Raw genomic sequence first — 14,338 nt, 5'->3', positions numbered from 1 at the left:
GCTTGCAAAAACTCTCGATTTTACCGGGTTGAGCGTACCTTGTGTGGACCAATTCCTGGCGCACTGCACGGCGTCCCATGTAGGAGCATTCGGGCCCGGGATGTGAGCACGGGCAACTCCGACGGGATCAGATGCAATAGCGCCGGCCTCCGCGGGCGTATGGATGTGGCCAAAAAAGCCGCAACGGCCGGGCATTCAAACGTTTTAGTGCCGCCAAACCATTGCCGCAATTACAAAAAAGGAGCTCGACTGAAAGTTTCTCTCTAGTAGGACTGGACTGACAAAACATCATGCATCGAACCTACATGGGGGCGACAGCTAGTCTTATGTTCGGCAGGAGACTATGGCATTAATGTACACACATCGCGATGAGGAAACCCATCCAAGCAATCGCCCCAGTGATGTATGTCAGAGATAACGAGGAAAATATGAATAACGCCCAACTCGGTAACGCTGCCCAGAAAAAAGCGCAATCGGTGAATCAGATTCCCTCGACCAGTGAAGAAATCAAACTGGCCGCCCGCCCGGTTGTCAGCTACAGCGGCACCCAACAAAACGAGTTGCTCGCGGCGTTGCCGCGCCAAGACCTGGAAGCCCTGTTTGAGCACCTGGAACTGGTCCCGCTGCCCTTCGGCAAGGAACTGTTCGAATACGGCAGCAAACTCGAGTACGTGTACTTCCCGACCACCGCCATCGTCTCCCTACTGTACGTGATGGAAGACGGTGCCACGACGGAAATCGCCGTGGTCGGCCACGAAGGCGCCGTCGGCGTGTCGCTGTTCATGGGCGAGCGCGCCACCTGCAGCGCCGTCGTCCAGAGCGCCGGCTACGGCTACCGCCTCAAGACGCAATTCCTGCGCGACGCCTTCAACAAGGGCGGCGCCCTGCCCCAGCTGCTGATGCGCTACACGAATGCCCTGTTCGCCCAGATGGCCCAGAACGCCGTCGGCGGCCGCCACAGCTCGATCGAGCAGAAACTGTGTCGCTGGCTGCTCGACCGCCTCGACCGCTCGCCGAGCAATGAACTGAAAGTTACACAGGAACTCATCTCGATCATGCTGGGCGTGCGCCGCGAAAGCATCACGGCCGCCGCCGGCAAGCTGCAGGACGAAGGCCTGATCCAGTACCGCCGCGGCAATATCACCGTGCTGAACCGCCAGGGCCTGGAAGACTACGCGGGCGAGTGCTACAAGGTCGCTAAAAGCGAGTATGACCGTTTGCTGATGGATGTGTCGCGCGCATGAGCGCAGCGGCGTCCCGGGCTGCCGTCGCCGGTGGCGACATGGCCTGGGCAGCCCGCAAATGTTGATGTAATTGATGTAGAGCGAACTCGGCATGGTCCCGTCCGGCATCGCGTACGGGTTCCCCCGGTCCCGCCTCGGACAGTCCCGGCATGGTGAGGGCACCGCTGGACGCGGCCCCGCCAGACTCGGCGCTCTGCGCCACGACAGGAACGCAGGCGTGAACCGTCGTGCCGATGCCGTTCGCGCCACGATCCACCCGCAACGTACCGCCCAACAGCAGCGCGCGTTCGCGCATCCCCAGCAAGCCATGCGATTTCGGACGGCGCATCGCGTCCGGCGGGATGCCAACGCCGTCGTCGCTGACTTCCAGCGTAAATGCTTCCCCTTCGCGCGCCAGGTGCACGACGACGTGCTTGGCCTGGGCATACTTGGCCACGTTGTTCAGCGATTCCTGCGCGATGCGGAACAGCGCGATGGCCTGCGTCGGGGCGGCGCTATCGACGTCGCCCTCGATCAATGCCTCGCAATCGACGCGCGTCGTGCGGCCGAAGTCTTCGCAATAGCTTTGCAGGGCGGCGGACAGCCCGAGATTGTCGAGCAGGCTCGGACGCAAATCCTCGACGATGCGGCGCTTCAGTTCCACCGTCTCGATCAACGTGCCGCGGGCGCGGCCCAAGGTGGCGGCGTGCTCCGGATGGGAGTCCTTGAGCTGGTCGCCGACGGACGCCAGGTGCATGCCGATCGCAGTCAGGTTGGCGCCCAGCTCGTCGTGCAGCTCACGCGCCAGCTTCGCTTTTTCTTCTTCCGACACACGGATCAGGTGGCGCGACAGCACGGACAATTGCTCCGTACGCTCCGACACGAGCGATTCCAGGTGGTCATTGGTCTGCTGCAGGGCGCGCTCCGCGTTCAGGCGCGCGCGGAAGCCACGGCGGATCAGGTTATAGAACAGCACGAGCACGACGAGCGCGGCCAGGTTGATGCCGAGCCCGCGCAGCGCCGCCAGTTTGTAGCGGTCGTAGAACGCGGCGGAGCGAGCCGCGAGCAATTCATTCTGCTCGCCCGTCATGATCACGACTTGCAGCCGGATCTCGTCCATGTGCGTCTTGTCTTCCTGCGCCTGGGCGATGGCGACGATGTCGTTCAGGCCGCCATGGCGGTACACGTCCAGGCCCTGGTTCATCAGGTTGATGCGGCGGGTGACGAGGGTTTGCAGCTGGGCGAGGTTCTTCAGCTGCGAGGGATTGTCGGCCAGTTGCGCCTTGAGGCTGCTGAACTGGCCGTCGAGTTCACGCTCGGCCGTACGCAACGGCCCCAGATAAGTTTCCGAGCCGGACAGGTAATAGCCGCGCAGACCACTTTCCGCATCGGTCACGAGCAGGTTCAGGTATTGCAGCTTGGCCGTCACGCGATCGGCCTGGGCCTGGCGCGTGTTGGCGGACTTCAGCCCGTCCAGGTTGCGGACCAGGCTGACGCCGTTGAGGACCAGGATCAGGACGCACACGACACACAGCAGGGTCTGGTACAACGGAAGGCTGCGAACCCGCCTGAACTTGGGGTCGGTGGTGAAATACATCCTCGGTTGTTCCTTTCGCGCAGCGTGGCCTCTCGAGTCATTATAGACCGGGAAAAGTTGCCACGGAGTTTGAAGGGGCCTGCGAGCGAAAAAATGTGGCGAGATGACGACGCGCAATTAACAATTCTACATAGCAAATGACAGAATTGCCAGGACATGTTGCAGAAAAAAAGGCAGCCGATCGGCTGCCTTTTTTCCGTCCTGCTCAGTCGAGCAGGTTGTTCTTCATGGCGTAGTACGTCAGGTCGCTGTTCGATTGCAAACCCATCTTTTCCATGATGCGGGTACGGTACGTCGAGACCGTCTTGATCGACAGCGACAGCGCGTTGCCGATGTCGGACACGGTCGCCCCCTTGGCCAGGCGCAGGAAAACCTGAAATTCGCGGTCCGACAATTCCGTGTGCAGCGCCGTGTTCGGATCGCGATCGAAGCTCTGGGCCAGCAGTTCGCCGACCTGCGAGCTCACGTAGCGGCGGCCCTGGTACACGGTACGGACGGCCGTCTTCAATTCGTCGGCATCGCATTCCTTGTTCAGATAGCCGTTGGCGCCCATCTTGAACAGGTTCAGCGCATATTGCTGGGCCGGATAGCCGGACAGGATCAGGACCGGCAGATTGGGCTGGCCCTGGCGGATCGTGCGCAGGATATCGATGCCGCTTTGGTCGGGCATGGCGATGTCCAGCAGCAGCACGTCGCAAATCTCGCGGCGTGCGATGTCGAGGGCTTCGCGTCCGGTCGCACCTTCGGCCACGACCTCGAACTCGCCCGACGACGAAAAAATCTGTTTGAAACCTGCTCGAACTATCTGGTGATCGTCACAAATGGCAACGCGTATCATTGTCTTCCCTTAAGTTTTCCCGATACAGGAAAGAGCCGAGGCTGGCCCCTCACGCCTCCGGTCAGGTCATGCGTTTGAGTCAGCAAACTGCAAGTGACATTTTAGCACCTCCGGGGTGCAGAACAACAGGCGCGCACGCCTGAGCTGGCTGAGCCTGGAGCGGAGGGGGACGACGGCCCGTCAGGCCGGCGCCGAACCTTGCTTGAGCAGCGCGAGGATCGCGTGCAGCTCGGCCCGCAGGACCTCCGGCTCGATGGTCGGCACGGCCGGTTCGGGTGGTGGTTCCGGCAACGCGTCCACCTCGTGCTGGCCCCGGCCGTCCAGGCGGTTGCGCGCACCACTGATGGTGAAGCCCTGCTCGTACAGCAGTTCACGGATGCGCCGGATCAGCAGCACCTCGTGGTGCTGGTAATAGCGGCGATTTCCACGGCGTTTGACCGGTTTGAGTTGGGTAAATTCCTGCTCCCAGTAGCGGAGCACATGCGGCTTGACCCCGCACAATTCGCTGACCTCACCAATCGTGAAATAGCGCTTGGCCGGGATCGGCGGCAGCACGGTCGGTTCCATCTTGTTCGGTCGGTCGTTCATCGCTCAGGAGCCGTTACGGCTTTATCAGGCTGCCCGCGCCAGCGAAGGACTGCCCGGGCTGGCCGGGTTGGCCTCCTCGACCATGCCTTTCAGTTTCTGGCTGGCGTGGAACGTCACGACGCGGCGCGCCGTGATGGGAATTTCTTCCCCGGTTTTCGGATTGCGGCCGGGACGCTGCGGCTTGTCACGCAACTGGAAGTTGCCGAAGCCGGACAGCTTGACTGCCTCGCCACGCTCGAGCGCATTGCGGATCTCGTCGAAGAAGGTTTCGACCATGTCCTTGGCTTCGCGTTTGTTCAGGCCGACCTGCTCGAACAGCAGCTCCGCCAGTTCCGCCTTGGTCAGGGTCGGCAACTCCTGTTCCGCTTCCTTCCGTACCCGGGCCACCTGCATCGCACGATGCAGGTCAGCGGCCAGCGCTTCCTGGAGCACGGCGGAATCAACGTCGTTGTTGTTAATTTAAGCCACCTTCAGATCTAGATTGGTGGGGGCTCGAGTAACCGAAACGGTATCCCGATGCCCCTTCAGGCACGTAGCCTTTCTTATTACGAACGCAGTTTTGCGCCGTGTTTTTGTTGCGCCGCGGATGCCAGCGCGGCCATGATGGCCTCGACCGCATCGTCTTGCAGCGTCGATTGAGTATCTTGCAAGCCAAAGCGGAAAGCAAGACTTTTTTCATCTTGTTCCAAACCTTTCCCGCGATATTCATCAAACAAAACAACGGCTTGCACGAGTTTCCCCGACGGGTTCGACGCTAGTTCCGCCTGGAAAGCGTCGAGCAATGCCTGGGCCGGAACGTCCTGTTTGACGACCAGCGCCAGGTCGCGCGTGGCGCCTGGGAACTTGGAAATTTCCGCATAGCGCGGCACGTCGCGCGCACGCAGCGCCTCGGCATCGACCTCGAACAGCACGGGGGCCTGCGGCAGGTCATATTTCTGCAGCCAGCGCGGATGCAGCTCGCCGATGACGCCGACGATCTTGCCGTCGACCTCCACCGAGGCCGCGCGCCCCGGATGCAGCGCCGGATGCTCGAGCTTGCTGAAACGCACCGCACGGGATGCGAACAGCGCTTCCAGGTCGGCCTTGACGTCGAAGAAATCGACAGCGCGGGTCGGCACACCCCACTGCTCATCGACGGCCGGGCCGTAGGCGATGGCGGCGACGCGCTTGGGCTGGTCGAAACCGGCGACGGCCAGCGGACCGTCCTGGGCATCCGGGTTGCGCAAGAACACGCCGCCCACTTCGAACACGCGCACGCGGCCCGCCTTGCGGTTCAGGTTGTACCGCACATTGCCGACGAGGCTGCCGATCAATGTGGAACGCATCACGCTCAGCTGGCTCGCGATCGGGTTCTGCAGGCGGATCGGATCGGTGTTGTTCGCGAAATCCGCTTCCCACTGCTGTTCCACGAAACTCATGTTCACCACTTCCTGGTAGCCCAGGTCGGCCAACTGGTGGCGGATGGCGAACAGCGAGCGCGTGTTCTCCGGCTCGATCAGCATCGCGGACGGCGCCACGGGCGGCAGCGCGGGGATGTTCTCGAAGCCGTACACGCGCGCCACTTCCTCGATCAGGTCTTCCTCGATCTCGATGTCGAAGCGGTACGACGGCGCCGTCACGTGGAACAGCCCCTCCTCGCGCTCGAACGGCAGTTGCAGGCGCGTGAAGATGTCCGCGACCATGTCGTCCGTGACCGGCACGCCGATCACCTTGGCGGCGCGCGCGGTGCGCAAGGTCACCGGCTTGCGTTGCGGGAGGTTCGGGGCCTGGTCGTCGACGGGGCCGACCTTCGTCTCGGCCGTGCCGCAGATCTCGACGATCAGCGACGTCAGGCGTTCGATGTGCTCGGCGATCGTCGCATAGTCGACGCCGCGCTCGAAGCGGTGCGCAGCATCCGTCGAGAAATTGTAGCGGCGGGCGCGGCCCTGGATGGCGTTCGGCCACCAGAATGCGGCTTCCAGGTAGATGTTCGTCGTATCGAGCGACACGGCCGTCGCGTCGCCGCCCATGATGCCGGCCAGCGATTCGAGTTCCTTGTCGTCGGCGATGACGCCGACCCACTCGTCCACCTCGACCGTGTTGCCGTTGAGGAGCTTCAGCGACTCGCCCTTGCGACCCCAACGTACGTCCATGCCGCCGTGGATCTTGTCCAGGTCAAACACGTGCGACGGACGGCCGACTTCCAGCATGACGTAGTTCGAGATGTCGACGAGGGCCGACACGGAACGCTGGCCACTGCGCTCCAGGCGGCGCTTCATCCATTCCGGCGTCGCCGCCTTCGCGTTCAGGCCGCGGATGACGCGTCCGGCGAAACGGCCGCACAGGTCCGGCGCGGAAATCTTCACGGGCAGGACTTCGTCCGTATTCACGGGCACCGGGCGGGAGGCCGGCAGCGCCAGCGGCACGCCCGTCAGCGCCGACACTTCGCGCGCGACGCCCAGCACGGACAGGCAGTCGGCCTTGTTCGGCGTCAGCTTGATCGTGAATTTGAGGTCGTTGAGGCCGAGGTAGTCGCGGATATTCTGGCCGACGGGCGCGTCTTGCGGCAGCTCCATCAGGCCGTTGCTTTCTTCCGAGATTTTCAGCTCTTTTGCCGAGCACATCATGCCCTGCGATTCCACGCCGCGCAGCTTGCCGACCTTGATCTCGAACGGCTTGCCGTCCGGTCCCGGCGGCAGCACGGCGCCGGCCATCGCGCAGATCGCTTTCATGCCCGCGCGCACGTTCGGCGCACCGCAGACGATGTTGAGCAACGTGCCGGTGCCAACGTCGACCTGGCACACGTTCAGCCGGTCCGCGTTCGGGTGCTTCGCCACTTCCTTGACTTCCGCCACGACGACGTTCGAGAACGGCGGCGCGACCGGTTCGACCTCTTCCACTTCAAGGCCGGACATCGTGAGCAGGTGCGCGAGTTCGTCCGAATTCATCTTCGGATCGACCATGGAACGGAGCCAGTTTTCAGAGAATTGCATATCGTTTGCCTCTTGCTGCTTTTGGGTTATTGGCTTTTCAAATGGCTTCAGAAACCGTAGCGAGCGGCCGCAGGTTTGATCGAGAAGCGCAGCTGTACTTGAGTACAGCGAGCATCGCAGATCGAACCTGCAACGCGCAGTAGGTTTATGACGCCATTTAGTTGAATTGCTTCAGGAAACGCAGGTCGCCCTCATAAAACAGGCGCAGATCGTTGATCCCGTAACGCAGCATGGTCAGGCGCTCCAGGCCCGAACCGAACGCGAAGCCGATGAATTTTTCCGGATCGAGTCCGAAATTGCGCACGACCGTCGGGTGCACCTGGCCGGCGCCCGACACTTCCAGCCAGCGGCCCTTCAGCGGGCCGGAGCCGAAGGCGATGTCGATCTCCGCCGACGGTTCCGTGAACGGGAAGTACGACGGGCGGAAGCGGACCTGCAGGTCGTCCGTCTCGAAGAACGCCTTCACGAAATTCAGGTACACGCCCTTCAGGTCGGCAAAGCTGATGTCCTCGCCGATCCAGAGGCCTTCGACCTGGTGGAACATCGGCGAGTGCGTGGCGTCGCTGTCGACGCGGTAAGTCCTGCCCGGCGCGATCACCTTGATCGGCGGCGTGTGCGTGCGCGCGTAGCGCACCTGCATCGGGCTCGTGTGGGTGCGCAGCAGCAGCGGCTTGCCCGTGCTGTCGTTGCCTTCGATGTAGAACGTGTCCTGCATCGAGCGTGCCGGGTGGTTTTCCGGGCTGTTCAGCGCGGTGAAATTGGTCCAGTCCGTTTCGATCTCGGGGCCGTCGGCCACGTCGAAACCGATCGAGCGGAAAATCTGTTCGACCCGTTCCCAGGTCCGCATGACGGGGTGGATGCCGCCCATCGACCGGCCGCGGCCCGGCAGGGTGACGTCGATCGATTCGGCATTCAGGCGCGCCGTCAGTTGCGCGTTGGCGAGATCCTCGCGGCGGGCCGTCAACGCCTGTTCGATTTTTTCTTTGGCGGCATTGATCAAGGCGCCCTGCGCCTTGCGCTGTTCAGGCTCGAGCTTGCCGAGGCCCTTCATCAATTCGGTCACCTGGCCGGTCTTGCCCAGGTATTTCGCTTTTGCGTTTTCCAGCGCGGCAGCGTCTTGTGCGGCGCCAAAGTCAGACTGGGCCGAGACGACGAGTTGTTCCAGCGCGAGGTTTGCGGAATCCATGCTTGTTCTTTTCCTGTTTTGACGGCGGGAGGGGCCAGAAACAAAAACAGGGCATCGGTCGTGAAACCTTTGCCCCGTCCTTTGCGCGCCGCGCGTCTTGCGAGCGCGACGCTGTACTTCTTCGCAGACTGATTAAGCAGCCAGCTTTGCCTTGACGGTGTTCACGATAGCGGCAAAAGCCGGCTTGTCGTTGACAGCCATGTCGGCCAGGACTTTACGGTCCAGTTCAATCGCGGCTTTCTTCAGGCCGTTCATGAATGCGCTGTAGGTCATGCCGTGCGAACGCGAAGCTGCGTTGATACGGGTGATCCACAGTGCGCGGAAAACGCGCTTCTTGTTGCGGCGGTCGCGGTATGCGTACTGGCCAGCGCGCATGACTGCTTGCTTGGCAATACGGAATACTTTGCTGCGGCGGCCACGATAGCCTTTGGCAAGCGCAAGAACCTTCTTGTGACGGGCACGTGCAGTAACCCCACGTTTTACTCGAGGCATATTAGCTCCTTAGTGTGAGATTAAGCAGACGGCATCATGCGGTAGACGCTTTGGACGTCCGACGCATTGATGTTACGGGTGCCACGCAGCTGGCGCTTGTTCTTGGTGGTCTTCTTGGTCAGGATGTGACGCTTGAACGCCATACCCGATTTGACGGTACCACCCGGGCGCACGCGAAAACGCTTCTTCGCGGAGCTTTTGGTTTTCATTTTCGGCATAGTCTTCTGCCCTCTTACAGGCAGCCTCATATGTGACAGGATTGCAGGTGGCAGCAACGCTGCTCTTGGATGCCTACTTTCACTTGTCTCTGCAGCGGATGCGGGTCCACTACAGTGTTGCATTCCCGTTCTTGCGAACATGGGAACCGCAGATTCTAGCACAGTTTCGGCCGTTTGGTGGGCTCTGGGAGCCCACCATGCATCACAGATAACATAGAAGCGGAATAGGCCAGGCCCGGGCCGCGGGACGAACCCGGGGCCCGGGCCTGGCCCGGCTTGACTGTCACTGCGAGATACGAACCCGCCAATGAAGCTGTCGAAGAATTATTTCTTCTTCTTCGGCGCGACCACCATGATCATCTGGCGGCCTTCCAGTTTCGGGAACTGCTCGACCTGGCCATACGGCTCGAGGTCACCGCGCAGGCGCTCCAGCATGCGCTGGCCGATATCCTGGTGAGCCATCTCGCGACCGCGGAAGCGCAGCGTGATCTTGGTCTTGTCGCCTTCTTCCAGGAACTTGATCAGGTTACGCAGCTTGATGCTGTAGTCACCCTCGTCCGTACCCGGACGGAATTTGATTTCCTTGACCTGGATGATTTTCTGCTTCAGCTTCGCTTCGTGGGCCTTCTTCTGCTCCGAGTACTTGAACTTGCCATAGTCCATCAGGCGGCAGACCGGGGGAACCGCGTTCGGCGCGATTTCCACCAGATCCACGTTCGCTTCTTCGGCCAGACGAAACGCCTCGGCCAGGCTCACAATGCCCAGCGGCTCGTTGTCTATCCCGTTCAGACGCATTTCGGGGTAGTTGATTTCGCCATTGATGCGATGTGACGACTTGTCAGTAGCTATGTTGTTTCCTTTGAATGTAAGATGGGTTTGGCCGTCTCAAGGCGGAGTGCGGATTACTTTGCCTTGGATGCTACCTCGCCTTGGAGGCGTTCCAGCAGCGCATCGACCGACATGACACCAAGGTCGACATTGCCACGGGCGCGAACGGCCACAGTGTTGGCATCCCGCTCTTTATCGCCGACAACTAGGATGTACGGCAGTTTTTGGACGGAATGCTCCCGAATTTTATAGGTAATCTTCTCGTTCCGCAAATCAGCGTGTACACGGAGCCCGGCCGCCTTCAGCTTTGCTTCGACTTGTTTGACGTAGTCGGCCTGCGCTTCCGAGATGTTCAAGATGGCAACCTGCACCGGCGCCAGCCACAGCGGCAGCGCGCCCGCATAGTTCTCGATCAGGATGCCGATGAAGCGCTCCATCGAGCCCACGATCGCGCGGTGCAGCATCACGGGCACCTTGCGGCTGTTGTCTTCCGCGACATATTCCGCGCCCAGGCGGCCCGGCATCGAGAAGTCGACCTGCATCGTGCCGACCTGCCACGGACGGCCGAGGCTGTCCTTCAGGTGGTATTCGATCTTCGGACCGTAGAACGCGCCCTCGCCCGGCAGCTCCGTCCAGGTCACACCGCAGCCGCGCAACGCGGAACGCAGCGCTTCTTCCGCCTGGTCCCACACTTCGTCGGAGCCGATGCGGTTGTCCGGACGCAGCGCGATCTTGACGTCGATGTTTTCGAAACCGAAGTCCTCGTACACCTTCATCGCCTGGGCGTGGAAGGCCACGACTTCCGGCGCAATTTGATCTTCAGTACAAAAGACGTGGCCGTCGTCCTGGGTGAAGCCGCGCACGCGCATCAGGCCGTGCAGCGCGCCCGACGATTCGTTGCGGTGGCACTGGCCGAATTCGCCGTAGCGCAGCGGCAGGTCGCGGTACGAGCGCAGGCCCGCGTTATAGATCTGCACGTGGCCCGGGCAATTCATCGGCTTCAGCGCATAGGTGCGGTTTTCCGACTCGGTCGTGAACATGTTTTCACGATAATTGTCCCAGTGGCCGGTCTTTTGCCACAGGCTGACGTCGATGATCTGCGGCGCCTTCACCTCGTTGTAACCGGTGATCTGGTAGGTCTTGCGCATGTATTGCTCGATCTGCTGCCAGATGGTCCAGCCTTTCGGATGCCAGAAGATCAGGCCCGGCGCCTCGTCCTGGAAATGGAAGAAGTCCAGTTGCTTGCCCAGCTTGCGGTGATCGCGCTTCTCGGCCTCTTCCAGCATGTGCAGGTATTGCTCCTGGTCTTCCTTCTTCGCCCAGGCGGTGCCGTAGACGCGCTGCAGCATCTCGTTCTTCGAGTCGCCGCGCCAGTATGCGCCCGCCAGCTTCATCAGCTTGAAGACTTTCAGCTTGCCCGTCGACGGCACGTGCGGGCCGCGGCACAGGTCGGTGAACTTGCCTTCCGTGTACAGCGACACGTCCTCGTTCGCCGGGATCGACGCGATGATCTCGGCCTTGTAGTCTTCGCCGATCGACTTGAAGTACGCGACGGCCTCGTCGCGCGGCAGCACCTTGCGGGTGACCGGCTCGTCCTTCTTGGCGAGCTCGGCCATCTTCTTCTCGATGGCTTGCAGGTCGTCCGGGGTGAACGGGCGCTTGTACGAGAAGTCGTAGTAGAAACCGTTGTCGATCACGGGGCCGATCGTCACTTGCGCTTCCGGGAACAATTCCTTGACGGCATACGCCAGCAGGTGGGCGGTCGAGTGGCGGATGACGTCCAGGCCTTCCGGATCCTTGTCCGTCACGATGGCCAGGTCGGCGTCCTTCTCGATCAGGAACGACGTGTCGACGACCTTGCCGTCGACCTTGCCGGCCAGCGCGGCCTTGGCGAGGCTCGGGGCGATGCTGGACGCCACCTGGGCGACCGTCACCGGACCTTCGAATTGACGGCTCGAGCCGTCCGGGAGGCGAACATTCAACATTGTGAGCTCCATCTCGGCGCCGTTGCGCCCGTTGAGGTTAGAAATGAGAAACAAGAAAATTTTGGACGAAAAAAAACGCGCACCAGGCGCGTTTTCTTCAGTGTCGTCGAGTTGCTGCGAAAGACAATATGACACCCTACCGCGTCTAGCGATTCCCCCACAACGTCGTTGTAGTTCGCGGTGTCATAACCGTTTATGCCTTTCTCGCTCTTACTGACGACAAGAGCGGAAAACCGAAGTTCCCCGCACTTGTCTTTGGTGTTCTGGTGGGCGGTGCAGAATTCGAATCTGCGACCCCTTGGATGTCGACCAAGTATTCTAACCAGCTGAACTAACCGCCCGTATGCCGCCATTATAAGGGGATGGCTAGTGTTACGCAAGGACGGGTATACTCTCGCTCGTTTCTCTCTTCCCAATCTTTCATGTCCGACCAAGCCGGCTCCTCCGCCCACCTGCACGCCCACCTCGACGGCGACGCCCGCCACGCCCACACGATCGAAGGCCGCAGCCAGAAAGCGCTCGCGATCGCCCTCGGCCTCACCTTGCTGTACGCCGTCGTCGAGGCCGTCAGCGGATTCATGTCGAATTCGCTCGCGCTGATCTCCGATGCGGGTCATATGGTGACGGACGCCGCCGCCCTCGGCCTCGCGCTGATGGCGCAGTTGATCGCGCGCCGTCCGCCGTCCGCGCGCCACTCGTTCGGCTTCGTGCGCGCGGAGGCGCTCGCCGCGTTCGTCAACAGCCTGGCCATGGTCGTGCTCGTCGGCTGGATCGTGTTCGAGGCCGCCCAGCGCCTCGCGCACCCGGAACACGTGGGCGGCAAGACGGTGCTGATCGTCGCCGCGATCGGTGCGTGCATCAACATCACCGTCGCGTGGGTGCTGTCGCGCGACGAGCAGAGCATCAACACCCGCGCCGCGCTCGTCAACGTGCTGGGCGATTTACTGGGCTCCATCGCCGCCATCGCCGCGGGCGCCATCATCCACTTCACCGGATGGGTGCGCATCGACCCGATCCTGTCGCTGTTCGTCTCGGCGCTGATCCTGAAGTCGACGGTGAGCGTGCTGCGCGAGTCTTATCATTTCCTGATGGAAGGCGTGCCGCACCATATCGATTACCTGCAGATCGGCGCCGACCTCGCGGCCATCGCCGGCGTGCGCTCCGTGCACGACCTGCACGTGTGGGACATGTCGCCCGGCGAGCCCGCGCTGATCGGCCACCTGGAAATCGACGACTTGAACACCTGGCCCGACGTGCTGCGCGCCGTGAAGGCGATGCTGCTCGACAAGCACGGCATCGACCACGTCACGCTGCAGCCAGAGCCTCACCACTGATCCGGCCGCGCTGTAAGCCGGGTCCGACCCGGCCTCGGGACACGCGCCGATAGCCCAGCCGCGGCCACCCTGCGGATAATCGGGTCATGCCTACCCCATCCGACCTCGCCACCGCCCAGGTCTACGACACCTTGATCGTCGGCGGCGGACCGGGCGGCCTCACCGCCGCCATCTACCTGCGCCGCTTCACGCGCAACGTCGCCGTCGTCGACAAGGGCAACAGCCGCCTGCGCCTCATTCCCGTCTCGCACAACTATCCCGGCTTTCCCGAGGGCGTGCCGGGCCATATCCTGCTGGGCAACCTCGCGACGCAGTTGCAGCGCTACGGCGGCAGCGTGATGCCGGGCGAAGTCAATGACGTGCGCATCGAGGATGGCCTGTTCGTCGGCGACTACACGCCGGACGGCGAGGACGGCATCGTGCAGATCCGCGCCCACACGGTGCTGCTGGCGACGGGCGTCGCCGATTGCGGCCTGCCGATCGAGAACTGGCGCGAAGCCGTGGCCTTCGGGTCCGTGCGCCTGTGCCCTGTGTGCGATGGCTTCGACGTGATCGACAAGCGCATCGCGGTCGCCACGGCCGAAGTCAATCCCGTCGGCCATGCGCTGTTCATGCGCACGTTCAGCGCGGACGTCACGCTGTTCGAGCGGGGTTCGCCGTCGATGCTGACCGACGACGACCGCCGCCGCCTGGATGCGGCCGGCGTGCGCGTCGTCGATTCGCCGCTGCTGTCCGTCACCTTGGACGCGTCGATGAAACCCGTGCTGCACACGGAAGATGGGCAGGACCACGAGGCCGACGTGTTCTATCCAATGCTGGGCGAGACGGCGCGTTCAGGGCTTGCCGCCAAGCTGGGCGCGCGCACGGCGCAGTGCGACGAGATCGTGGTGGGCGAGCACCAGGAGACGACGGTGCCCGGGCTGTACGCGATCGGCGACGTCGTCGTGGGTCTGAACCAGATCGCCGTCGCCACGGGCCAGGCGGCGCGTGCCGCCGTGCGCATCCACAACCAGTTGCCGCCCGCGCTGCGTCCGCCGCGACAGCACCTGGAAGCGGCACCCGGCACGAGCGGCTAGT

General features: G+C 62.3%; 13 protein-coding genes and 1 tRNA gene. 3 read left to right on the top strand and 11 right to left on the bottom strand.

Going from position 1 to position 14,338, the window contains the following annotated elements; all coding sequences use genetic code 11:
- The first annotated feature begins 428 nt into the window (after nt 1–428).
- Nucleotides 429–1,244, top strand: coding sequence for a Crp/Fnr family transcriptional regulator (locus tag NX784_RS03435; RefSeq protein WP_258815292.1), 816 nt, complete (start codon nt 429–431; stop codon nt 1,242–1,244).
- Here the strand turns inward: NX784_RS03435 and NX784_RS03430 are convergent.
- The 11 genes from NX784_RS03430 to NX784_RS03380 form a co-directional block, all read right to left on the bottom strand.
- Complete coding sequence (locus NX784_RS03430; RefSeq protein WP_258815291.1) at nt 1,198–2,820, bottom strand: CHASE3 domain-containing protein; 1,623 nt, start codon at nt 2,818–2,820, stop codon at nt 1,198–1,200. The two genes, NX784_RS03435 and NX784_RS03430, sit on opposite strands and share 47 nt — an antisense overlap.
- A 205-nt stretch (nt 2,821–3,025) precedes the next feature.
- Nucleotides 3,026–3,658, bottom strand: a complete 633-nt coding sequence (locus NX784_RS03425; protein ID WP_036228513.1) for a response regulator — start codon at nt 3,656–3,658, stop codon at nt 3,026–3,028.
- A gap of 180 nt (nt 3,659–3,838) precedes the next feature.
- Nucleotides 3,839–4,246 (bottom strand): MerR family transcriptional regulator, encoded by a 408-nt coding sequence (locus NX784_RS03420; protein ID WP_258815290.1) that lies wholly within the window; start codon nt 4,244–4,246, stop codon nt 3,839–3,841.
- Nucleotides 4,247–4,270: 24 nt separating this feature from the next.
- A complete protein-coding gene (locus NX784_RS03415) occupies nt 4,271–4,639 on the bottom strand; it encodes an integration host factor subunit alpha (RefSeq protein ID WP_258815453.1) in 369 nt (122 codons plus the stop codon).
- Nucleotides 4,640–4,791: 152 nt separating this feature from the next.
- Complete coding sequence (gene pheT, locus NX784_RS03410) at nt 4,792–7,218, bottom strand: phenylalanine--tRNA ligase subunit beta (RefSeq protein ID WP_258815289.1); 2,427 nt, start codon at nt 7,216–7,218, stop codon at nt 4,792–4,794.
- A 157-nt stretch (nt 7,219–7,375) separates the two neighbouring features.
- Complete coding sequence (gene pheS, locus NX784_RS03405; RefSeq protein ID WP_258815288.1) at nt 7,376–8,404, bottom strand: phenylalanine--tRNA ligase subunit alpha; 1,029 nt, start codon at nt 8,402–8,404, stop codon at nt 7,376–7,378.
- A gap of 132 nt (nt 8,405–8,536) precedes the next feature.
- Nucleotides 8,537–8,896 carry a 50S ribosomal protein L20 gene (gene rplT / locus NX784_RS03400; RefSeq protein WP_056135339.1) on the bottom strand — a complete coding sequence of 120 codons (360 nt, stop codon included), beginning with the start codon at nt 8,894–8,896 and terminating at the stop codon, nt 8,537–8,539.
- A gap of 20 nt (nt 8,897–8,916) precedes the next feature.
- Nucleotides 8,917–9,114, bottom strand: a complete 198-nt coding sequence (rpmI, locus tag NX784_RS03395; RefSeq protein WP_056135342.1) for a 50S ribosomal protein L35 — start codon at nt 9,112–9,114, stop codon at nt 8,917–8,919.
- 324 nt (nt 9,115–9,438) lie between these two features.
- Nucleotides 9,439–9,963, bottom strand: coding sequence for a translation initiation factor IF-3 (infC, locus tag NX784_RS03390; RefSeq protein WP_082577393.1), 525 nt, complete (start codon nt 9,961–9,963; stop codon nt 9,439–9,441).
- Nucleotides 9,964–10,016: 53 nt separating this feature from the next.
- The gene (thrS, locus tag NX784_RS03385) at nt 10,017–11,927 is read right to left on the bottom strand and encodes a threonine--tRNA ligase (protein ID WP_258815287.1); all 1,911 of its coding nucleotides are present in this window, start codon (nt 11,925–11,927) and stop codon (nt 10,017–10,019) included.
- Nucleotides 11,928–12,191: 264 nt separating this feature from the next.
- Nucleotides 12,192–12,268: transfer RNA gene (locus NX784_RS03380), tRNA-Val, on the bottom strand.
- 81 nt (nt 12,269–12,349) lie between these two features.
- On the opposite strand from NX784_RS03380, the gene NX784_RS03375 reads away from it, so the two are divergent.
- Both NX784_RS03375 and NX784_RS03370 read left to right on the top strand, forming a co-directional pair.
- Nucleotides 12,350–13,261, top strand: coding sequence for a cation diffusion facilitator family transporter (locus NX784_RS03375; RefSeq protein WP_258815286.1), 912 nt, complete (start codon nt 12,350–12,352; stop codon nt 13,259–13,261).
- Nucleotides 13,262–13,347: 86 nt separating this feature from the next.
- A complete protein-coding gene (locus NX784_RS03370) occupies nt 13,348–14,337 on the top strand; it encodes an NAD(P)/FAD-dependent oxidoreductase (RefSeq protein WP_258815285.1) in 990 nt (329 codons plus the stop codon).
- Nucleotide 14,338 lies beyond the last annotated feature (1 nt).

The organism is Massilia pinisoli, assembly GCF_024753285.1.
In the GTDB taxonomy this organism is placed as follows: domain Bacteria; phylum Pseudomonadota; class Gammaproteobacteria; order Burkholderiales; family Burkholderiaceae_D; genus Telluria; species Telluria pinisoli.
This window is presented reverse-complemented; position numbering and strand designations above follow the sequence as displayed.